Below are 20,603 nucleotides of genomic sequence, written 5' to 3' on the forward strand. Positions count from 1 at the left end.
CGCGGCGGAGCCGCGTATCGATGCCGCGGGAAGGGCCGGGGAGGGGAACAGCCCGCCGCAGGCGTCAAGATCCGCCGGACACTTCTCACCAGCGCGCGGCGTCCGCGACCAGTTTCAGCGCCAGCCGCTGCAGCTCCGGGTCCGCCTTCTCCGGGCTGCCGGTGTCGAAGGGCGGGTCGGGGTCGTACTCCACGGCGAGCTGCATGGCCTGGGCGGTGCGCTCGTCGGAGAGGCGGGCGGCGAGGTGCAGCCCCATGTCGATACCGGCGGAGACCCCGGCCCCGGTGAGGATCTTCCCGGCTTCGACGAACCGCCCCGGCGTGTAAATGGCACCGGCGTCCGCCAGATACGGGCGCGAAGCCCAGTACGTGGTGGCGGGCACACCGCGCAGCAGTCCGGCGGCGCCCAGGATCAGCGATCCCGTGCACACCGAGGTCGTCCAGGTCGATCCGCGGTGGATTCGGCGGATCCAGTCCAGGACGACGGTGTTGGCCATCGTCGTCGTGATGCCGCGGTCGCCGCCTCCGGGCACCAGCAGCACATCGGCCCGCGCCATACTGTCCAGGGAGCGCTCGGCCACCAGCCCCAGCTCCCCGGTGTCGGTACGGACCCGCCCGGCCCGCTCGGCCACCATGGTCACCGTCACCCCCGGAACCCGGCACAGCACCTCGTACGGCCCGACGGCGTCCAGCGCGGTGAACCCGTCGTACAGCAGCACCGCCACCCGCACCGTGCCCTCGGCCGCCTCGGGGCCCTCGGGCCCCTCGGCTGCCTCGGTCCCCTCGATACCTTCGGCCCGCGCGGGCGCCACCGCTCCGAACGACGTCACCAGTCCCGCCCCCCACCCGCATCCGCTTGCCGCTGCCGCCTGGAGCAGCTTGCGACGACTTCGGTCCACACCTGCCATCAGTGACTCCCCGATTCGATGGATGAGCCGACGAGTGCCGGCGAACCAGGTAGTCGTTCCGGAGGACGGCCGAGTTCCCGGAAGGTACGAACCGGGGCCCGGGTCCTGTGCGGGGCCCGGACCCCGGGCGGGGGCATCGGTCGGACGGACGGACCTACGGAACCGTCAACGCCAGCAGTTCGGACGGCTTGTGCAGGATCACATCGGGCTCCGCCGCGAGCAGGGTCTTCTCATCGGTCTCCCCCCACATCGCGGCGACGGCGGTGATCCCGGCCCCCCGCGCGCTGGCCAGGTCGGTCACCGCGTCCCCGACCATCACGGTCCGGTCGGGGTCCGCGCCCATGATGTCCATCGCCTTCAGCACGATGTCCGGCGCGGGTTTGGGCCGGGCCACCTCGTCGGAGCCGAGGATCACCTCGAAGTGCCCCTGGATACCGAGGGTGTTGAGCAGCGAACGCGCCCGCGGCCCGGCCTTCCCGGTGGCCACGGCGAGCCGCAGCCCGCGGTGGCGCAGCTCCGACAGCAGCTCGGGCACACCGTCGAACATCTCCACAAGGTGGGCGAGCCGGTAGCTCTCGCGGACGAACGGGCCCTCCATCTCGAGCGGCAGACCCATGATCCGCATGATGTCGGGGAAGTAGCGGCCCAGATGGCGGTTGTACTCCTCGAAGGGCGGCTCACCGTCGCCGACGACCTCGGCGTAGGCGAGGGTGAACGCCTCGCGCATCACCGCGAAGCTGTTGACGAGGACACCGTCGAGGTCGAAGACCACCGAGGTGACCGGGGCGATACCCGCGCCGGAGAGCGGGCCGCCGTGACTGATCGGATGGCTGGTCATTGAGCACTCCCGTAGTGCGGGCAGGGCCGGTACGGCGGACCGCCGGTCCGGGTCTCGGATGCGGTCCGTAGAACGCGGACCGGAAAACGCGGTCCGTAGAAGGACCGGAAAACGCGGTCCGTAGAAGGACCGGAAAACGCGGCCCGTAGAAGGAAATGACGACGGCGGAGCCGGGGAGGCGGTGAGGCGGCAGCCGGTGCCGGCGCGGTTCACACCGGCGCCGACTCCCGGACCTCCCGGGGGACCCGGGCCGAGGTGTAGACCCGTTCGATGGCGCCGATGGTCCGGCGGACCTCCTCGATCACCCGCCCTCGCCCGGCCGGGTCGCGCAACTGCGCGGGAAGCATGTCGAGCTGCCGGTCGTACTCGGTGCCGATCGGTTCGGTGGGTACGGCCACCGGGCGGGTCGTACCGTCGACGGTGCGGGTCAGGGTGGACCTCTCGAGGCGGTTCGGGCTGAATCCGAAGGTGCAGCGCAGGGTCGCGCTGCCGCCGCTGCCGTCGATCGTGACCCGGGTGGTGTCCAGCGCCTCGTGCGAGGCCCAGCTCGCGTGCAGCACGACCGAACGGCCGTCGTCGGTGATGAGGAATCCGCGGGCGGTGTCCTCGACATCGGTGGCGCCCTCGGTGGCGCCCGGGAGCGCCGGTCCGCCGTCGTCGCCGCGCCACGCGGCCCGGGAGGACCGCTGGGTGATGAAGTCGGAGGACACCGTGCCGATGGCGTGCCGGAACGCGGCGGTGCCCAGCAGCGGAACCGCGATGTCGAACAGATGCCAGCCCAGGTCGACCAGCGCCCCGCCGCCCGCGAGCGACCGCTGGGTGAACCAGCCGCCCCGGTCGGGTACGCCGCGCGCCCGTACCCAGGCGAGTTCGACATGGCGGATGTGGCCCAGCCGGGCGGCGATCCGGTACAGCCCGCGCACATCGGCGCGGTAGCGCGCCGCGCTGCCGGCCAGCAGCACCGCGCCACCGGAGCGCTCCGCGGCGGCCAGCCGCTCGGCCTCCTCCGAGGTCAGGCACACCGGTTTCTCCAGGAACACCGGAATGCCCTTGGCCAGCAGCTCGCCGGCGACCGCGCAGTGCAGATGGTTGGGCACCGCGACCACCGCCAGATCCACCTCGGCGGGATCCAGGTCGTGGACCGCCGCCAGCACCGGTAACCGGTCCGCGCCCTCCGCCTCCGCGACGGCCGCGCGGCCGCGCTCGTCGGGATCCACCGCGGCGGTCACGGTGAAGGCGGGGTTGCGGCGCAGCCGCGGCAGCCAGATCGAGCGGGCCGCCCACCCCAGCCCCACCACGGCGGTCCGGATCGGCGTCTCGCCGATGTTCGGGGCGCTCATGCGTCCGCGAGCACGTCGGCGACGACGGCGGCCACTTCGTGCATCTGCTCCTCGCTGCCCAGCAGCACCCGGTGGTGCAGCCATACGCAGTCGCGGGTGAGCGCCTCGGAGTGCGGGCAGCGGCGGGCGAGCTCGTCCACCGTCAGATCCGGCGCCGCGGCCTCCCAGAAGGCGTCCGTGCGGTAGACCGCGCGGAAGGCCACGAACGCGGGGACCCCGCGCTCGATGAGCACGTCGACGACCTTGGCGCGGCGCTCCTCGGTGATGCCCGGCACCCGGAACATCGCCATGTAGTGGGGGTTGCGGTCACCGCGGTCGTCGCGCGACTGCGGTACGACACCGGGGATCTCGGCGAGCAGCCGGTTGAGTACCGGCCAGCGCTGCTCACGCGTGGTGATCTGGTCCTCCAGCCGGGCGAGTTGGGCGCGCAGCACCGAGGCGGAGAACTCGTTCAGCCGGAAGTTGGAGCCCGAGGTGCGGTGGAAGTAGCCGCGGTCGGTGCGCGGACGTCCACAGCTGTGCCGGACGAAGCCCTTCTCGTACATCTCGGCGTCGGGGAAGAGCACGGCGCCGCCCTCACCGGCGGTCATCAGCTTGCCGTTCTGGAAGCTGAACGCCGCGACCGAGCCCAGCTCGCCGACCCTCTTGCCGCGCCATCGCGCCCCGTGGGCGTGGGCCGCGTCCTGGATCAGCGGCACCCCCGAGTCGGCGGACAGCTTGTCCAGCGCGTCCATGTCGCACATCTGACCCGCCATGTGCACCGGCATGATCGCGCGGGTCCTCGGGCCGATGGCCGCCTCGACCGCCGACGGATCGATGCAGTACGTGTCCGGGTCCACGTCCACGGGAACGGCCACCGCGCCCAGCCGCTGCGCGGCCTGCGAGGAGGAGATGAAGGTGAACGCGGGAACGATCACCTCGGAGCCGGGGCCGACGCCGAGCACCTCGAGGGCGAGCTCCAGCGCGTGCGTCCCGTTGGTGACCGCCAGGGCGTGCTCGCTGCCATGGGCCGCGGCGAACTCCGCCTCGAAGGCATCGACCTCACCGCCCCCGATGCGCCACCATTGCCCCTGCTCCAGGGCCCGGATCAGGGCCTCGCGCTCCTCGTCGCCGTAACTCGGCCATGCGGGCAGCTCGGATCGCAGTCGCACATCATTGCTCATGATTTCCCTACTCCCTTAATGCGTTATGGAGGCAGGTCCGCGGCGGACGCATTAGCACGCTAACCGGACGGCGGGCGAAACGTCATTCCCCCTCAGGGCCCCCCTATAGCCCCCTTAAAAACGCGGTCGGTCAAACTCCCACACCGAGGCCAAGGGCGCCGTGCTATAAATGGCACTTCCGTGATGAGCCGCTGTAATTCAGCCGACCCCACATGGTGAGGTGCGCAGTGAGCAGGCTGTTGTTGGTGAACGGACCGAATCTCGGCATCCTCGGGAAGCGCCAGCCCGAGATCTATGGCACGGATACGCTGCAGGACATCGAGCGCTGGGTCGGAGAAGAGGTCGCGGAGCGCGGCTGGAAAGTGGATTCCTACCAGTTCGACGGCGAAGCGGAGATCATCCAAACCATTCAGGGGAACTACGACACGGTCGGCGCCATCATCAATCCGGCCGCCCTCATGATGGCCGGATGGGGCCTCAGGGACGCACTGGCCAACTATCCGCGGCCCTGGATAGAAGTGCATCTGTCGAATGTCTGGGCCCGCGAGCAGTTCCGCCATGAGTCGGTGACCGGACCGCTGGCCGCGGGTGTCATCTTCGGGCTCGGCGCCCTGGGCTATCGGCTCGCCGCGCGCGCCCTGCTCGAAAAGGTGCCGGGCTGAGCGCCCGCCACGCCGTCACCCCCCACCGCGAAGGCTGACGAGCCGGGAGGCGACCATCAGTCATCTGGGAATCGACGTGGGCGGCACCAAAGTGGCGCTGCGCCTCGAACACGACGACCTGAGCATCCGCGAATCCTCCTTCCGCTGGCCCGAGCCGGACGGTACGGACGCCATCACGTCCAGCGGCGCCACCCGCGACCTGGAGTTGCTGGCGCGGCACAGCAGGGAGCTGTGCGCGGGCCACCCCGAGCGGCTCACCGGCGTCGGGGTCGCGCTGCCCGCCACCCTCGACGCCACCGGCACGGTCACCGCCTGGCCCGGCCGCCCCGGCTGGGCCGGAGTGGACCTGCGGGGCGCGCTGTCCGCGCTCTTCGGCGAGGCCGAGGTGCGCTGCGCCGACGACGGCGATCTGGCCGCCCTCGCCGAAGCACACGAGGCGGGCTGCCCCGATCTGCTCTACCTCGGCGTCGGCACCGGGGTCGGCGGTGGCATCGTGCTGAACGGGCAACCCGTCCCCGGCGTGGGCCGCGGCTCCTGCGAAGTCGGCCACCTGATCGTGGACCGCGACGGCCCGCTGTGCGACTGCGGGCGGCGCGGCTGCGTCCAGGCGGCGGCCTCGGGCCCGGCGACCCTGCGCCGGGCGGCCCGGCGGCGGGGCGAGGAGGTGGCCTTCACCGCGCTGCGCGAGGCCGTGCGGGACGGCAAGCAGTGGGCCGTGGCGGCGCTGCGGGAGAGCGGCCGGGCCCTGGCCGCGGCCGTGACCGGTGTGTGCGAGCTGGTCCATCCCTCGCTCGTGCTGATCGGCGGAGGGTTCGCCGCGGCGATGCCGGAGCTCGTGGCGATGGTGGCCGAGCGCACGACGGCGCTGGAGCGGCCGGGGCATCCGCTGCCACCGGTCCGGCCTGCGACACTGGGTGGGCTGTCGTCACTGCACGGCGCCGTTCTGCTGGCCAGGGGGCTGCCGGACTGATCCGGCCGCCCCTTGACCCTCACACCGTGTCAGGCGCTGAACTCGGAGCCATCATGTTCACCATCGGAGACTTCGCCCGGCACGGCCGTGTCTCGGTCCGGATGCTGCGCCACTACGACGCCACCGGACTGCTGCGCCCGGCCCATGTCGACCCCGCCACCGGATACCGCTCCTACTCGGCCGCCCAGCTCAGCCGGCTGAACCGGATCATCGCGCTGAAAGAGCTCGGCTTCACCCTCCAGCAGGTGCGGGACATCGTGGACGACAAGGTCGGCACCGAGGAACTGCGCGGCATGCTGCGGCTGCGGCGGGCCGAGCTGGAGGCCACGGTGGCCGCCGCGGCGGCACGGCTGGTGCAGGTCGAGGCGAGGCTCCGGTCGATCGAGAGCGAGGGGCACATGCCCACGAACGACGTCGTCATCAAGACCCTCCCCGCGGTGCGGGTGGCGGAGCTCACCGCGACCGCCGCCGGCTTCGACCCCCAGGACATCGGCCCGGTCATCACACCGCTCTACGACGAGCTGTTCCGGCGCCTCGACGCGGCGGGCATCACCCCGACCGGCCCCGGTGTCGCGTACTACGAGGACGCCCCGGAAGGCGGTGGCGCCGTGACCGTGCACGCCGCCGTCCAGGTCTCCGCCCCGCTCCGGGACGGTGCGGACCTCCGGATCCTCGATCTGCCGCCCGTCGACCACGCCGCGACCATCGTCCACCGCGGCCCGATGGACGCCGTGGTGCCCACGGCCCAGGCCCTGGCCCATTGGATCGACGGCAACGGCTACCGGTCGGCCGGCTACCCCCGGGAGATCAGCCTGGAGTGCCCGGAGAACCGCGACGAGTGGGTCACGGAACTCCAGGTACCGGTGGTCCAGGTCTGACGGCCGGCCGCAACGGGACGGCGGGCCCGGCCGCGCGAAGGGCGGCCACCGGACAGGTGGCCGCTCGGCAGGCGGACACCCGGCAGGTGGCCGCTCAGCCGGACGAGCTGGTCAGGAAGGCTGTGAGCGGTTCCTTCCGCGGCGGCGGCCCGCCCCTGGCGGTTCGGTGCGCGGGTCCACCCCCAGTTGCCTCAGCTGCTCGAAGTCGGCCGTGTCCATCTTCTCCAGGATCTCCAACTGCCTGGCCAGGGCATCGGTTTGGCCCTCGACATCGTCATGCCGTCTGAGCGCGGCCGCCGTGGTGATGTGGAAGCGGGCCAGGGCCACCTTCAGACTGCGGCTCTCCAGGATCATCCGGTAGCGGGTCTCCTCCGCCAGCGCGTCCTGCACCGATCGGACCGGCCGGGCGAAGAACAACGTGACGATCTGCCCCACCCCGAGCGCCCCGAGCACGGCGGGGCTCTGCCACCCGATACGGTCCGGGAGGAAGACGCCGACGAGCGACAGCAGAAGCGCGCTGACCAGCAGACATGTGCCCAGCCCCAGAAGGAACTTGCTGGCGAAGCCCACGGTGTGCTGCGCTCGCCGGAGGCGTTCGGCGGTCTGGATGCGGTAGTCCCGCATCCTGGCGTCCTCGTAGGACAGGATGCCCTGCTTGTCCTGGATGTACGAGGAGTAGCCCACGAACTCCGCGTCCCCGCCACGGGACAGCCGTCGGTCGTCGTCCGGCCGCGAGCCCAGGAAACGGGCCAGTTCCGCCAGACCGGTCATCACCTCGGTGCGCAGCACCCGCTGGCAGAAGTCCAGGGCCGTCAGATGGCGCTCCAGGGTCCTGCTGGCGGTGAGCGCGTCGGAGACGACGAGCTGCCGCACGTCGTAGCGGGAGCGGATACCGGTCAGCAGTAGCTGGACCTTGATGTCGGTGAGGACACCGATCACCACGACATGCGTGCTCTCCTGCCGTCCCTCGCCCAGCAGACCGTCCAGCAGCGTCGTCAGCGGCGCCGGTTCGCTGAGGTCGGGGCGTCCGCCGGAGCTGTGCTGGAAGTCGAAGAGGGTGTTGGACCGCACATGGTGGACACGGAGTTTCCCGTCCCAGCCGTTCTCGGCGTCCGCGGGCGCGCGCAGATCGGGGGCCAGCACGTCGTCAAGCCCGTCGACGTACGCCGCTCCCCAGGTGTCGGCCTCGCAGTGTGCCCCGTACTGCCTGCGCTCCAGGTCGTACGTCTCACCCGGGACATGCCAGTCACGGATGTTGATCAGATGCAGGACCCCGTCCCCGTGTCCGCGCATCCGGGAGCCGACGGTGGCGTCGAGGAAGCGGGCCAGTGGCGAACGGCGCAGCTCCGCCTCGGACAGCACCCGGCGGTGACCCTCCGCGCGGAGGGACGCACCGCTCTCGCTGTCCAGCAGCAGCTTGGAGACCGCGCTGTCCGGCAGGGACAACTGGCAGTCCAGGTTAAGGAAGAAGTCGTTCTGCAGACACTGTGTGATGAGTACGTACTGCGACGGTGCCGTCGGCTCCATCGCCACCCCCCGTGGGTCTCCGTGTGTCTTTTCGGCGTGCCGCACGCCCTCAGCGCGGCAGCAGCGGCCACTGACTGGACAGCCGCATGGCGGCCTCCGTGACCGCCGGATCGCCGGACTCCATGGCCACGCCGTCCAGGTAGGCGTGGGCCGCCGCTTCGTACAGTTCGTCGACCGCGTAGAGCCGCGCCTCATGGGCCGCGCGGCGGGCGTCCGCGCGGGCGCCCACGGTGGCCTCGGCCTCCCTCGCTCGCTCGGAGCCGGCGAGATCCGTCTCGATGTCCTGCTCCAGCTCCCGCAGCCGCTCGGCCGTGGTCCGGTACGCCGCCAGATACGGGTGCTCCTCGCCCAGCCCGATGAGGAAGGCGATGCCACCGGAGAGCAGCAGCAGCGCGACGAACATCCAGGACACGCTGTGCGGGTCGAGGTGCAGGGACTCGATGAGGCTCGGTGGGTCGCTCACGCTGTCCCCGACGTCCGCGGCCACATCGGGCGGCAGATCCAGCGGAGGCTCCTCCCGGAACGCCACCTTGGCCCGCAGATCCCCCAGCGCCCAGGCGCCGTAGGCCCATATGCCCAGCAGGGCGAGGGCGGGCACGGACGACAGCCGGACCGCGCCGGTGGCGGAGCGCCGCCGGAGGATCCAGCCCGCGATATGCGGGGCGAGGATCATCGCCACCGCCACGGCCACCATGAGGCTGTAGGAGAGCAGATCGGCGAACCGCCCGACACCGTGCAGATTCTCGAACACCGAGTAGTAGACGGGCAGTTCCACCACGATCAGGGCGGCCAGCACCCCGAACTTCATCCAGCGCGGCATACCGGGGCGCGCCGCCGCGCCCTCCCATGCCGCCCTGGTGGACAGGGCCCGCTCGGCCGCGTCCGCCTCCGCCACCGGATCGTGGTCGGACACCGCCTGCCAGCGGGCGTGGCCGCCGGTGGTCTCCGGCTCGTCCTCGCGCCGCGTGGCGCCCGGTCGTTCGGGACCGGTGGCGTCATCGGCGTCGGCGGGCATACGGGCGCGCAGCCACCGGCGCTCGAAACCGCCCCGTACGGTGTCGCGGAAGGTCTGCCACCGGTCGGCCCGCCGCGCCAGCCGGTCCAACTGGTCGGTGGTCACCGTCTGCTGCTGCTCCAGGGCGGCCCGCCGCCGACCCGCCCGCTCCAGCCGCACTCCGGCGGCGGTGGCGGCCGCCCTCACCCGGCTCGCCTCCAGCGCGCCGTCCTCCTCGGCCCGCGCGTGCTCCTCGGCGAGCCGGTGTCTGACCTTGTTGCGCAGACTGGCCAGCTCGGCGAAGTAGGGCACCCGGTCGGGGGCGGCCAGCACCCAGGGGTCGAAGACCTTACGCGTGGCCGCCGAGGCGCCGTGCTCGCGCGCCCGGTCCCGCAGCCAGTCGCTGTCACCGGCCCGGATGACATCCGAGGCGACGGGCTCGGGCCGCGGCAGCGCCCCGTCGGGGAACCGCCGCGCGGCAGTCCGCCCCCCGCGGCGCCCGCGGTCGGCGTCGGCCCTGCGGCGGCGCAGCCTCAGCCGCCGCGGTGCCTCGTCGTCACCGGCGATAGGTGGTGTGGACATGTGCCTTCACCCTCCCCTCCAGGAGCTCCGTCCAGAAGGAGTTGAACTGCTTGTACCGGGAGGTGTCGGTGCCGTACTTCATGCCGTAGCCCACCGGGTAGATGTCGGCGCCGGACAGCTCCGGCCTGCCGTGCGACTTCAGGAAATCGTCGATGACGGTCCGGCGGCTCGCGGCGGTGGACAGGTCCTTCCGCCCCAGCCGGAAGTCGGTGTCGCCCTGGTCGAAGTCGCTCACCACCAGGACGTCGAACGACGCGTCGTCACCGGACGGCTTGGACAGCGCGATGCGCGACAGGCCCCCGAGCACATCGGATCCGGGCTCCTCCTTCTGGGCGCAGCGCAGCAGCTTCAGGGCGTTGGAGAGGGCGACCGCGCGCATGGTGGTGCGGGTCCGCCCGCGGTCGGCGGTCTTCGAGGTGTCGGGGTCCAGGTCGAGCGGGCTGACCTGGCACTTGGACGCCTCGGACACCTTGGTGATGGGGGCGAAGGACGTCTTGCGGCACTTGTTGTCCGACAGGAACTTCTGCAAGGTGGCCTTGAGCTTGGCCTCGGCGTTGAATCCGGTCCGGGAGGCGTCGGCCGAGCCCGAGCCGTCGACCACGACGCCGCACGTCCGGGAGTAGCGTGACGGCTCGTCGGAGCCGCAGGCGGTGCCGGCCGCCGCCAGGGCGAGCGCCAGCGCGGCGGTGAGCGCGCGCCGCCGGTTCCGGCGCCGCCGGGCGCCCGGGCGCCCCGGAGCGGGGCTGTGGACGGTCTGGACGGTCATCGCGCGGTCCTCCCGTCGACGCGGTCGGTGTTCTGCCGTTCGAGTATGTGCAGCGCCCTTGAGGTGGCCGTCCGGGCGCTGTCGTCGTCGGCCAGCAGCCAGACGTCGGGCTGGTACCAGGACCGGTCCAGCTCCACCCGGCCGGGCAGCCAGTCCGCGGGCGGGCGCCGGGAGAGCTGGGGATGGGTCTCGCGCACCGCGTCCCAGTAGCAGGCCAGTCGCTGATTGGCCTGGTCGACGACGGCCTGGGCATGCGACCGGCACCGGTCCACGCTGGTGCGCCACTGGCCCATCCAGTGGCCGTACCGCGCGAGCGCCGCGGGCCGGGGGTCCTCGCGCACGTCGTACTGGGTGACCACGCGCACCGACTCCGCGCGCAACCTGCTGAGCAGGGCGTGCTCCCGCCCGATGAGGGCGGCGCGCATCTGCTCGGTGGCCCGGCGGACGCCGGTGCGCACCTCCATCACATACGGGGTGATCAGCAGCTCGGGAGCCGGTGGCTCGATGGGCGGCGGGGGCATCTTGCCCCGCTCCTCCTCGGGCGGCGCCGGGAGCGGGACGCGGGGGACGCCGCGGGCGCCGTCGCGCCTGCCCCGCCATCGGGCCGCGAAGCGGGCGGTACGGCCGAGCCTTCCCCGGCGCACCACCCCGTTGACACTGTCGGTTGTGATCATGGAAATGGATCCCCCGATTTCCCCGGCGCGGAAATTCCCGCTCCGGACAGCCGCATTGCGGACAGTGGAATTCCGCTTTCTCTCGCAAAGGGCTCGCGGTCGATGTGGATGACGATGGCGATGTCGTTGTCGATTCGATTCCCTGTCAGACCGTATCGATGAGGTCGTACCCGGGAATGCTCCCCATAGGACATGATCCTGAAAACGCCCGGAAGTCGACCGGAGAACGTCCTCGTCGATGCCTGACGCCGGGTCATACTGGAACGGTTCCGGGGCCACGCCTCTTTGATCATGAATCTCGGAACACGACCTCGGGGGAATGGGAGATGGGTCGGTGCAGAACGTTCCAGAGTGCGCGGAGCCCACGCTCCGGATCAGTCAGACGCACTTTCCGGTGGAGACCCTGGGCCCGGGGCGGCGCCTGGGCATCTGGTCCCAGGGGTGCGGGCTGGCCTGCGCCGGCTGTATGTCCCGGCACACCTGGGATCCGTCGGGTGGCGCCTTCCGTACGGTGTCGTCCCTGCTCGGTCTGTGGCGTGAGGCGTTGGCGCGGGGCGCCGACGGGCTGACGGTCAGCGGCGGCGAGCCGCTCGACCAGCCCGCCGCCCTGGAAGCCCTGCTGGCCGGGGCGGTGCGGGCCCGTGCGGAGGCGGTGGCACCGGGCGGCCCGGCGGCGGGCCGCGAGATCGACATCCTCCTGTACACGGGATACGAGGAGGAGGAAGTGGACGCCGACGCGGCGCGCTCCGCCGCCGTCCGCCACGCCGATGTGCTGGTGACCGGGCGCTTCCGGGTGGCCGAGCCCACCGCCCTGGTGTGGCGCGGCTCGGCGAACCAGCGCATGCGGCCGCGTACGGCGCGGGGGTGGGCGCGTTACCAGGAGCATCTGGCCCGGACGGAGAGCGGGCCGCGTCTGCAGATGGTCGAGGGGGACGGAGATGTGCGGCTCTACGGAGTGCCGTGGCGCGGCGAACTGGCCGCGCTGGAGCGTCGGTTGCGGCGGGCGGGGATCGCCCTCACCGGTGCGAGCTGGCGCCCCTGAGTGGGGGCACCGGCCCGGGCGGCAGGGCGCGCGGTGGGCCGGGCGGCCGTGGCCCCGGCCGCTGGGGTCACAGCGCGCCGACGGCCTCGGCGATCTCCCGGCTGCGCACCACCAGGTGCACTCGCCAGCGGGCGTCCCGGGCGAGTTCATCGCGGATCGCCCAGCGCAGCCAGGTCGCGCTGACCGCCGGTGCCAGTCCGCCCCGGCCCGCGCCGAGCAGCGGAAAGCAGATGGAGGACAGGGCGGGCTCGTAGCGGTCGCGCTCGGACCGGGCGAGCGCGAAGCACGCGCTGACCGCGCGGGCGATGCTCTCGGGGCGGACCTCGTACGTATCGTCCAGCGGTGTGGCCACCGCGGCGTGGTAGACCCGCCGGACGCCGCGCGCGGCGAGCGCTCCCGGCGAGGTGGGCACCACCGTGCCCGGCCGGATCGGCAGCCCCGGGCGGCCGTGGGCGCGCAGCCACGCGGCCAGTTCGCGGGCGAGCACATCGTCGACGATCTCCCCGGCGGGGTCGCGTACGGCGGCGGCCAGGCGCAGCGCGCCGGACACGGTGGGGCGGAAGGTCTTGGACATCTCCAGGTAGACGTTCTCCGAGGAGACCAGCACCTCGATGTCCCGCAGCAGTTCGATGGGCGAGACATGGAGGGTGAACGTGCTCCGCGAGTCCACCGGCACGCTGTCGACCCGCAGCGGCGGCTCCTGGTCGATCCGGTCGATCCGGTCGATCCGGTCGATCCGGCCCATCCGGCCGCTGCGGGCGAGCGTGCTCGGCCCGGCCGTGCTCGGTCCGCCGGGGAGCTGTGCCCCGGAGCCCGGTTCGGGGCTCCGCTCCGGCGAGCCCTGCCCGCCGGAGAGGGACGGCGGCTCGCGCAGGATGGTCAGCACGGCCTCGGCGAGCTGCTGGATGACCTGCGGTTCCTGGTGCTTGCGGAATCGTTCGGGGGTGACTCCGTACACAGCGGCGGCCACCTTGCGGCGGTCATGGGCGGGCGCGCCCCGGCGGTCGGGGAGCAGCCCGAAGGTGTGGGCCGCGGCCCGGCCGAGCAGATCCCGTTCGCCGAGGCGCCGTACCGCCTCCTTGAGCAGCGCCTCGATACCGGCCGGGGCGTCGTCGGAGCCATCGCAGAAGCCGCCCGCCAGGGCCGCGGCGCGCAGCGCCGGCCGATCGATGCTGCGCAGATCTGGCAGCCCGGGTCTGCGTATGCCTTTGAGTTCTTCCAGGAGTTGATCGTATGTGGGCAAATTTGACTCAAATGGCTCCTGACTCATGGTCACCAGGCTAGCGACCGGCCGAGAAAGAGGAAATCGGTCTCCCGGCGGCCGTTCCCTGCCGGGCTTTGCGCCGCCGGTAATTCCCGCCCTGCTGGAACAGATTTCCGATATCCGGGGTTCCGCTTTCTTGATCCACGGCCCGGCGGCCCCCGGCCGCCGTTGTCGCCGCCATGAATCCGACACCGCCTGCCCGTTTCACGAGGTGACCTTTGTGACCCATCCGCACGAGCAACCGCCCCCCACGGAATACGAGGACGACGAGGAGTACGGGGTCCCCGGGGAGCCCGAAGAGCAGCGGCGCGCGCACGACGCCGGGCCGCCGCCCACCGAACACGAGGAGCCGCCCCCGTCGGGGGCCGCCACATCGGCCGGGCCCACCGAGGACGAGATCCCCTCGGCGGCGTCCGCGCAGGCCGCGGACGGGGGTCGCGACCTGCGCGGGGACACCGGAGCGCTGCCGGTCTCGCTGCGCGGCCGGTTCCGCCTGAGGGCCGTGCTGCGCCGCCCCGACCATCCGCACCAGGCGGCCGTCTACCGCGTCGAGGACGACCGCGGCAGCCACATCCTCAAGTGGTACCACCGCGGCCACGCCCCGGACCGCCGGGTGTGGGAGCTGCTGCGGGACCGGCCGCGCCGCCACCTCACCCACTTCACCGAGACCAGCGACACCGAGGCCGACGGCCATCCGTACGACCTGGCGCCCTCCTACGGCGAGACCGACCTGGCCGGATATCTGAAGGACAATCCCGGCCCGGCCGAACCCGTGCTCATCCACAGCGTCGTACGGCAGTTGCACGAGGCCCTCACCACCCTGCACGAACTGAACATCGTGCACCGGGACCTCAGCCCGGCCAACATCGTGCTCGGCAGCCTCGACCCGGCCGCCCCGGACCTCGTGCTCGTGGACTTCGCCGTCTCCGCCCATGAACCCGCCGAGCGCTACACCCGGGACGAGCGCTGGGTCGGCACCGCCCGCTACATGTCCCCGCAGGCGTCGCTGCGCCACCAACTGATCCATCCGCCCGCCGACTGGTGGTCGCTCGGCATGATCGTCGCCGAGATGGCCGGCGGGCGCCACCCCATCCGGTTCACCGACAACGACTTCGTCCGGGAGGAGATCAGCTCCCGCGCCCCGGATCTGTCCCTGGTCACCGACCACCGGCTGCGGCTGCTGTGCCGGGGGCTGCTCACCCGCGACCCCGACCACCGCTGGGGCACCGACGAGGTGGCGCAGTGGCTGGTGGGCGGCTCGCCGCCGGTCGCCCCCTGGGAGACGGGCGCGGCCCCCGGCGCCTCGGACCCGGCGGACGACCCGGACATCGAGCCGTTCGCCTTCCTCGACGAGCGCTACACCCGGCCGAAGCAGCTGGCCCGGGCGTTCAGCGAGAACTGGCGGCCCGCCCGGCAGCTCCTCTCCCGGCGGCGCGGCCGCGGTGAATTCACCCGCTGGCTACGGCAGTTCGAGGGCGTCCCGGGCCGCGACGCCGAGGAGCTGACGGCGCTGCTCGGCATCCTGGAGTCGCACCACCCCGCCACGCCGCCGCGTGAGCCCAAGCCGGTCACGATGGTGCGGCTGATCTCCTGGCTCGGCCCCACCCTCGACGCCTCCTACCGCGGGGTGCCGCTGGACCCCGCGGGGCTGGGCGATCTGCTGCGGGAGGCCGGGCGCGGCGATGAGTTCGCCCTCTCGGTCGTGGAGGACCTGCGGGACCACACCATCCTGCCGCTGCTGGACTCACGGCCCGGCGGCGAAGGGCTCGCCGAGGTGCAGCAGCGCTGGCTGACGGCTCGCTCCCGCTGGCAGCACACCGTGGACGAGGCGCTGCACGCGTCGCCCTGGCTGCGCGACCGCCGCACCGAGGTACGCGCCGCCGCCCGGCTCGACCGCTCCCGGCTCGCCGCCCTCCTCTCGCTCGCCGCGGCCCCCACCGCGCACCGGCGCAGGCTCCAGGAGCGGACCGCCCGTATCCAGGCGGCGTTCCCGCAGCCGGTGGCCTGGTACGGCCGGTTGCTGCGCGACCCCGACGACCTGGTGCGGATGCAACTGGCCGAGTGGCTGGCCGGATTCGCCGAGCAGGAGTCCACGGAGGCGCAGGGCCGGGTGAACGACGAGCGCGCCCTCCTCCGCCAGGAGCGCGACCTGGACGTGGCCACGCTGTGGGTGCGCAGACAGGACATGCTGCCCACGCTCGGCTGGGCCCTCGGCGGAGCCGTCGGCGTCGTCTTCCCGTGGATTTTCGTGATCGGTCTGGGCGATCTGGCGGGATGGCCCGCTCAGCGCGCGGTGCTGACGGCGTGGATGCTGGCCGTCCCGGCGGCCGCCGCCGTGCTGGCGCTGGAGCTGTGGACGGCGTACCGCATCGGCAGCCCTGGCTACCACCCGGACCGTTCCCTGGCCGGGCTGCTGATCGACCGTGTGCGGCCCGTGGCCCGGTTCATCCGCCGCCCCGGCTCGCGCTTCCCCGTCCAGGGCCTGCTGATCCTCCCGGCCATCGCCCTGTTGTGGGCCACCGTGGCCTACGCCCCCTGGGTGTGGCCGATCGCCACGGTGGCCGTTCTTCTCTGGTGGACCTGGCACCGGACGCGGTGCTGGCGCCGCTATGTGGCGGAGCTGCGCGGCCGGGACGACCGGGTCCGACCCGGCCGGCCGAGGGCGGCCGCCCCGCCGACGTCAGGGAGTGTCACATGAGTTCAGGCCAGGCGATCCCCAGCATCGGCGATGTGATGCCGGATGTGTACTTCCCCCAGCCTCCGGCCGCCGAGACCATCCAGCACACCGTTCAGAACACGGTCCAGAACACCGGGGTGCCGCACCACACGGTCCAGGGCACCGGCCTGTCGGACCACATCGGCACCGGCGTCGGCCAGCACATCGGTGACGCCGTGCAGAACGCCGGCGGCCATGCGCTGCACGCCGCCATGGACCAGTTGCACGACATGATGGTGCCCGCCCTGATCGGCCTCGGCTCGCTCAGCGGGGCGCTGCTCGTCGGCCGCGCCACCATGGCCGGGGCGCAGGTGCTCGCGGCCGCCGCCCTCCGCGCCGCCGAGTACCAGGACGGGCTGCGGCAGCGGCAGTTGGACGCCCGGCAGGCCGCCGAGTGCTGGCGGGACGCCGCCTTCGCCGCCGTCCGGGCCAACGCCCGCATCGACACGCTGCGCGCGCGCATCCGGCGGGCCGCCACGGCAGCCGGGCCCGACGGGCCCCCGGAGCCGCCCGACCTGCCGCCGCCGCTGACCCTGACCGGCATGAGCCTGGACGAGGTGTGGCGACGGCTGGCCGACACCGACCGCCGGCTGCGCCACGCGGAGGCCGCGTACGCGCGCGCCACCATGGAGACCGCCGCCCGCCCGGTGGCCGGAGCCCACCCCGCGGACACCGGCTGGCACGCCACCCTGCGCGCCCGCCGCCGAAAGGCCCTGGAGGCGTACGAGGGGGCCGCCACCGAAACCGAGGCGCGCGGTGGGCTGCCACAGCCGCCGCCCGCCGCCACCGCGGCCCCGAGCGAGGAGGAGGCGCTGCGGCTGGGCGCGGACCTGCTGGCCATGCTGCCGCGGAATGTGGCGGTGGCCGACTACCGGCTGGTGGAGGAGAAGGTCACCGTCGCCGCGGAAGTGGCCGCCCGGCGGCCCGCCGCGGCCAAGCGCCATCTGCGGGAGGCCGCCCGGTTCGCCGAGCGGGTCACGCGCGACGCCGAGCGGCGGCAGGAGACCGAGGAGTGGGCCGCCCAGCAGCTCGCCTTCCTCCGCGCCGACCACCCCGGCACCCCCGTTCCGCTGCCCGACGCCGGTGCCGAGATCGCCGTCCTGGAGCGCTTCCTGCACCACGGCGGGACGCTGGAGGAGGCCGAGCGCGCCCGCGTCGCGGCCCGTGTCGGGGAGCGGGTCGACGCGTATCAGCGGATGTACGCCGCGGAGGTGATCCGCGCGGCGGTCCAGCGGTCGGAGCCCGAGACGGCCGGGTACTCCACCTCCGGAGCGGTGCAGTTCATCGACTGGACCCCGCCGGGCTGGGGAGATGGCCACTGGCTGCGCATCAGCGTGGACGCCGGTGGCACCGCCCGGGTCTCCACCATGCACCGCGAGCGCGACCCCGCCGAGGAGACCGACGACGATCTGGACCTGGACTGGCAGCGGTGCGTCGAGGCCCCCGACCATCTGCGCGAGCTGCGGAAGCTGGCCGAACGGGCCGGGCTCAGCGTGCCGTTCGAGTTCGACGAGCCACCCGCGCGGCCGGTTCCACGCACGGCGGCCCGGCCCGCCCATGACCACCGCACCGGACCCAAGGCCCGCCACCGTGACCAGGAGACGCGGTCATGACCGAGACAGCCACCTCCCCGGGCCGCGCGGACCGCAGCCTCCCGGCCTTCGCCGAGGAACTGGTCGGCACGCTCAGCGTCCACTCCCAGTACGTCCTGCACGGCAGCATCCGGGACATCCACCTCGTCCGCCATGACAAGGACCCCGACGAGGGCGGCCCCGAGCGGACGTACGACGCCCACCACACCCTCACCGAGGTGCTGTGGAACGCCCTGTGGCAGGAGGGTTACGAGGCGCTGATCCGCTTCGACATCGCCGACGGCTTCACCGTCGTCGCGGGCCCGGCGGCCAAGGAGGTCCGCGAGCTGCTGCACGGGCGGGACGCCACCAGACCCGGGCGCGCCCGCCGCGCCGACACCCCCGTCCAGCTGGCCGACGCGGAGCGGACCCTGGGCGACATCGTCACCGGCTGGAAGCAGCAGGGGCGGCAGCCGAAGACGCCGGACGGACGCCCCCGCCCGGACACCGCCCAGCGCCAACAGCCCTACCGGGTGGTGCTGTTGATCGACTACGCCGCCCGGATCCCCACCGATGTCACCCGGCTCAGCGATCCGGAGCGGGACTTCTTCCTCACCTGCCTGAAGCTGGCCGAGGACGCGCGGCCGATCTCCTCCCCGGACAGTGGACGGCGGCTGTTCAACCCCGTGATCTGGCTCGCCGACGGGGAGCGCGACCTGCCCACCTGGCTGGTGGCGGGCAGCGAACGGGTCCGTACCATCGGCATCCCGCTGCCCGACCTGGGCAGCAGACGGCGCATGGCCGAGCTGCTGGCGCAGGAGCACACCGCCGCGTCCGCGCCCGAGGACGACGGGGACGACGGGCCGGTGCGGCTCGACAAGCGACGGCCGCCGGACGAGCACGACCTCGACACCTTCGCCCGCGCCACCGCCGGGCTGACCCTGCGCGCGATGCGGGAGAGCGCCCGGATGGCGCTCGACCGCGGGCTGTCGTTCGCCGAGATGCGGGACGCCGTCCGGGTCTACCAGCTCGGCGTCAAGGACAACCCGTGGCAGGCGGATTACATCCGCGAGCAGATCAAGAAGGGCGAGGCGGATCTGCGGGCGCGGGTGAAGGGCCAGGAGAAGGCGGTCGGCAAGACCCTCGACATCCTCAAGCGCGCCGCGCTCGGCCTCTCCGGCGCCCAGGCGTCCCACCCCGGCAGCCGGCCGCGCGGTGTGCTGTTCTTCGCCGGGCCGACCGGCACCGGCAAGACCGAGCTGGCCAAGTCGGTGGCCAAGCTGCTGTTCGGCACCGAGGACGCCTGTCTGCGCTTCGACATGAGCGAGTTCTCCGCACCGCATTCGGTGGACCGGCTGCTCGGCGCACCGCCGGGATACGTGGGCTACGAGGCGGGTGGCGAGCTGACCACCGCGGTGCGCAACGACCCCTTCCGGGTGGTGCTGTTCGACGAGATCGACAAAGCCGACAAGGGCGTGCTCGACAAGTTCCTCCAGGTGCTCGAGGACGGCCGGCTCACGGACGGGCAGGGGGTCACCACGTACTTCAGCGAATGCGTGCTGATCTTCACCTCCAACCTCGGGGTCAGGAAACGGACCGGCGAGGGCGGGGGCGAAGGGCGGGTGGCCGAGCCCGGTATGCCGTACCACCAGCTGGAGGAGATCATCCTGGCCAATGTGAAGGAACACTTCGTGGAGGAGATCGGCCGCCCGGAGCTGATGAACCGGCTCGGCGGCAATGTGGTGGTCTTCGACTACATCGACGCCAAGGTGGCCGCCGAGATCTTCGACTCCCAGGTGGGCAACATCCAGCGGGTGCTGCGCGAGGACCAGGGAGTGCATCTGCGCCTCTCCGACAAGGCACATCAGGCGCTGTCCTCCTACTGCACGGCGGATGTCGACAACGGCGGCCGGGGCATCGGCATGCTGCTGGAGACGCATCTGATCAACCCGCTGGCACGGGCGCTGTTCGACCAGGAGCGGCCGGCGGGCACGGCGGTCACCGTCACCGGTGTGCGGCCCGCCGCGGACGGGACGGTGGCGCTGGACCTGCGGGTGGTACGCACCGGGGCCGCGGGTCCCGGCCCCGGCGGCGGCCGATGAGCGGTGGGGCCGCTCCGGCGGGGTGGTGGCGCGAGCCGGACGACGAGGAGGGGGAAGCACCGGCGGGACCGGCGGAAGCGGCCGAACCGGCGGAAGCGGAGGCCCCGGAGGCGAGGACCCGGCCCGAACCCCGGCCCGTGCCGCCCCCGGCCGGGGTCGAGGTGTCCGCGCCCTGCTGGAACTGCCGTGCGCCGGTGGCCCCCCGGGACACCCGCTGCGCGTCCTGCGACCGTGCGCGCACCCATGTGCTGCTGGTCTGCGCCGAGCCGTGTCTGGAGCTCCGCCACGGCCCGGGCCCTCCGCTGCGCCTGGGCCGCCACCCGGACTGGGCACCGCGGACCGCCGCGGCGTTCGCGGGCTGGAACAAGGTCTCCCGGCATCATGCCTCGATCACGGTGGAGCCGGACGGCACCGCCTGGGTCGAGGAGCCCGAGACGGGCAGCCGCAACGGGACGTATCTGAACGGCGCCCGGATCGCCGCGGGTGTGCGCACCCCCGTCCGCGACGGCGACCAACTGCGGCTCGGGCTGCGGGTCAGCTTCGCCGTACGGCTGTACGGACCGGGGCCCGGCGCCGGCTGAGCCGGTGCCGGGCGGGGCCGCGGGGC

17 protein-coding genes are annotated in these 20,603 nt (G+C 72.8%); 8 read left to right on the forward strand and 9 right to left on the reverse strand.

Going from position 1 to position 20,603, the window contains the following annotated elements:
• Positions 1 to 85: 85 nt before the first annotated feature.
• The 4 genes from ACZ6TD_RS42185 to ACZ6TD_RS42200 form a co-directional block, all read right to left on the reverse strand.
• Entirely contained in the window at positions 86 to 829 is a 744-nt protein-coding gene (locus tag ACZ6TD_RS42185; protein ID WP_471346722.1) for a DJ-1/PfpI family protein, read from the reverse strand.
• 232 nt (positions 830 to 1,061) lie between these two features.
• A complete protein-coding gene (locus tag ACZ6TD_RS42190) occupies positions 1,062 to 1,745 on the reverse strand; it encodes an HAD-IA family hydrolase (protein WP_471346724.1) in 684 nt (227 codons plus the stop codon).
• 209 nt (positions 1,746 to 1,954) lie between these two features.
• Entirely contained in the window at positions 1,955 to 3,085 is a 1,131-nt protein-coding gene (locus ACZ6TD_RS42195) for a Gfo/Idh/MocA family protein (RefSeq protein ID WP_471346726.1), read from the reverse strand.
• Positions 3,082 to 4,248: a DegT/DnrJ/EryC1/StrS family aminotransferase gene (locus ACZ6TD_RS42200; RefSeq protein WP_471346728.1), complete on the reverse strand. Its 1,167-nt coding sequence runs from the start codon at positions 4,246 to 4,248 to the stop codon at positions 3,082 to 3,084. Before ACZ6TD_RS42200 ends, ACZ6TD_RS42195 begins: the two co-directional genes overlap by 4 nt.
• A 227-nt stretch (positions 4,249 to 4,475) precedes the next feature.
• On the opposite strand from ACZ6TD_RS42200, the gene ACZ6TD_RS42205 reads away from it, so the two are divergent.
• The 3 genes from ACZ6TD_RS42205 (at position 4,476) to ACZ6TD_RS42215 (ending at position 6,758) form a co-directional block, all read left to right on the forward strand.
• Positions 4,476 to 4,910: a type II 3-dehydroquinate dehydratase gene (locus tag ACZ6TD_RS42205; RefSeq protein ID WP_471346730.1), complete on the forward strand. Its 435-nt coding sequence runs from the start codon at positions 4,476 to 4,478 to the stop codon at positions 4,908 to 4,910.
• A 76-nt stretch (positions 4,911 to 4,986) separates the two neighbouring features.
• Positions 4,987 to 5,880 (forward strand): ROK family protein, encoded by an 894-nt coding sequence (locus ACZ6TD_RS42210; RefSeq protein WP_471346732.1) that lies wholly within the window; start codon positions 4,987 to 4,989, stop codon positions 5,878 to 5,880.
• 53 nt (positions 5,881 to 5,933) lie between these two features.
• Positions 5,934 to 6,758 (forward strand): MerR family transcriptional regulator, encoded by an 825-nt coding sequence (locus tag ACZ6TD_RS42215; RefSeq protein WP_471346734.1) that lies wholly within the window; start codon positions 5,934 to 5,936, stop codon positions 6,756 to 6,758.
• 111 nt (positions 6,759 to 6,869) lie between these two features.
• On the opposite strand, the gene ACZ6TD_RS42220 is transcribed toward ACZ6TD_RS42215, so the two are convergent.
• From ACZ6TD_RS42220 to ACZ6TD_RS42235, 4 genes are read right to left on the reverse strand one after another with little or no spacing between them, the layout of a single operon-like run.
• Entirely contained in the window at positions 6,870 to 8,291 is a 1,422-nt protein-coding gene (locus ACZ6TD_RS42220) for a hypothetical protein (RefSeq protein ID WP_471346736.1), read from the reverse strand.
• 43 nt (positions 8,292 to 8,334) lie between these two features.
• Positions 8,335 to 9,861: a hypothetical protein gene (locus ACZ6TD_RS42225; RefSeq protein WP_471346738.1), complete on the reverse strand. Its 1,527-nt coding sequence runs from the start codon at positions 9,859 to 9,861 to the stop codon at positions 8,335 to 8,337.
• The gene (locus ACZ6TD_RS42230) at positions 9,836 to 10,627 is read right to left on the reverse strand and encodes a hypothetical protein (RefSeq protein ID WP_471346740.1); all 792 of its coding nucleotides are present in this window, start codon (positions 10,625 to 10,627) and stop codon (positions 9,836 to 9,838) included. The genes ACZ6TD_RS42225 and ACZ6TD_RS42230 overlap by 26 nt, the downstream gene beginning before the upstream one ends.
• Complete coding sequence (locus tag ACZ6TD_RS42235; protein ID WP_471346742.1) at positions 10,624 to 11,301, reverse strand: hypothetical protein; 678 nt, start codon at positions 11,299 to 11,301, stop codon at positions 10,624 to 10,626. The genes ACZ6TD_RS42230 and ACZ6TD_RS42235 overlap by 4 nt, the downstream gene beginning before the upstream one ends.
• A gap of 334 nt (positions 11,302 to 11,635) precedes the next feature.
• Between ACZ6TD_RS42235 and ACZ6TD_RS42240 the strand changes: the two genes are divergently transcribed.
• Positions 11,636 to 12,343 (forward strand): 4Fe-4S cluster-binding domain-containing protein, encoded by a 708-nt coding sequence (locus ACZ6TD_RS42240; protein ID WP_471346743.1) that lies wholly within the window; start codon positions 11,636 to 11,638, stop codon positions 12,341 to 12,343.
• A 67-nt stretch (positions 12,344 to 12,410) separates the two neighbouring features.
• Here the strand turns inward: ACZ6TD_RS42240 and ACZ6TD_RS42245 are convergent, their stop codons facing one another.
• The gene (locus tag ACZ6TD_RS42245) at positions 12,411 to 13,586 is read right to left on the reverse strand and encodes a macro domain-containing protein (protein WP_471346745.1); all 1,176 of its coding nucleotides are present in this window, start codon (positions 13,584 to 13,586) and stop codon (positions 12,411 to 12,413) included.
• Positions 13,587 to 13,827: 241 nt separating this feature from the next.
• Here ACZ6TD_RS42245 and ACZ6TD_RS42250 point away from each other — a divergent pair, with 241 nt between their 5' ends.
• The 4 genes from ACZ6TD_RS42250 to ACZ6TD_RS42265 are packed head-to-tail and all read left to right on the forward strand — an operon-like array spanning position 13,828 to position 20,577.
• Positions 13,828 to 16,305, forward strand: a complete 2,478-nt coding sequence (locus ACZ6TD_RS42250) for a protein kinase domain-containing protein (protein WP_471346747.1) — start codon at positions 13,828 to 13,830, stop codon at positions 16,303 to 16,305.
• Positions 16,302 to 17,936 carry a hypothetical protein gene (locus ACZ6TD_RS42255; RefSeq protein WP_471346749.1) on the forward strand — a complete coding sequence of 545 codons (1,635 nt, stop codon included), beginning with the start codon at positions 16,302 to 16,304 and terminating at the stop codon, positions 17,934 to 17,936. The genes ACZ6TD_RS42250 and ACZ6TD_RS42255 overlap by 4 nt, the downstream gene beginning before the upstream one ends.
• A complete protein-coding gene (locus ACZ6TD_RS42260; RefSeq protein WP_471346750.1) occupies positions 17,933 to 19,996 on the forward strand; it encodes an AAA family ATPase in 2,064 nt (687 codons plus the stop codon). The genes ACZ6TD_RS42255 and ACZ6TD_RS42260 overlap by 4 nt, the downstream gene beginning before the upstream one ends.
• Positions 19,993 to 20,577, forward strand: a complete 585-nt coding sequence (locus ACZ6TD_RS42265) for an FHA domain-containing protein (protein WP_471346752.1) — start codon at positions 19,993 to 19,995, stop codon at positions 20,575 to 20,577. The genes ACZ6TD_RS42260 and ACZ6TD_RS42265 overlap by 4 nt, the downstream gene beginning before the upstream one ends.
• The last annotated feature ends 26 nt before the right edge of the window (positions 20,578 to 20,603 follow it).

Source organism: Streptomyces yongxingensis, from assembly GCF_055597465.1.

Excerpts from the sequence above, each read along its gene's own strand:
- ACZ6TD_RS42235 (WP_471346742.1), bottom strand. The coding sequence starts at position 11,301 with ATGATCACAACCGACAGTGTCAACGGGGTGGTGCGCCGGGGAAGGCTC.
- ACZ6TD_RS42195 (WP_471346726.1), bottom strand. The coding sequence starts at position 3,085 with ATGAGCGCCCCGAACATCGGCGAGACGCCGATCCGGACCGCCGTGGTG.
- ACZ6TD_RS42215 (WP_471346734.1), top strand. The coding sequence starts at position 5,934 with ATGTTCACCATCGGAGACTTCGCCCGGCACGGCCGTGTCTCGGTCCGG.
- ACZ6TD_RS42255 (WP_471346749.1), top strand. The coding sequence starts at position 16,302 with ATGAGTTCAGGCCAGGCGATCCCCAGCATCGGCGATGTGATGCCGGAT.
- ACZ6TD_RS42200 (WP_471346728.1), bottom strand. The coding sequence starts at position 4,248 with ATGAGCAATGATGTGCGACTGCGATCCGAGCTGCCCGCATGGCCGAGT.
- ACZ6TD_RS42225 (WP_471346738.1), bottom strand. The coding sequence starts at position 9,861 with ATGTCCACACCACCTATCGCCGGTGACGACGAGGCACCGCGGCGGCTG.
- ACZ6TD_RS42260 (WP_471346750.1), top strand. The coding sequence starts at position 17,933 with ATGACCGAGACAGCCACCTCCCCGGGCCGCGCGGACCGCAGCCTCCCG.
- ACZ6TD_RS42230 (WP_471346740.1), bottom strand. The coding sequence starts at position 10,627 with ATGACCGTCCAGACCGTCCACAGCCCCGCTCCGGGGCGCCCGGGCGCC.
- ACZ6TD_RS42265 (WP_471346752.1), top strand. The coding sequence starts at position 19,993 with ATGAGCGGTGGGGCCGCTCCGGCGGGGTGGTGGCGCGAGCCGGACGAC.
- ACZ6TD_RS42190 (WP_471346724.1), bottom strand. The coding sequence starts at position 1,745 with ATGACCAGCCATCCGATCAGTCACGGCGGCCCGCTCTCCGGCGCGGGT.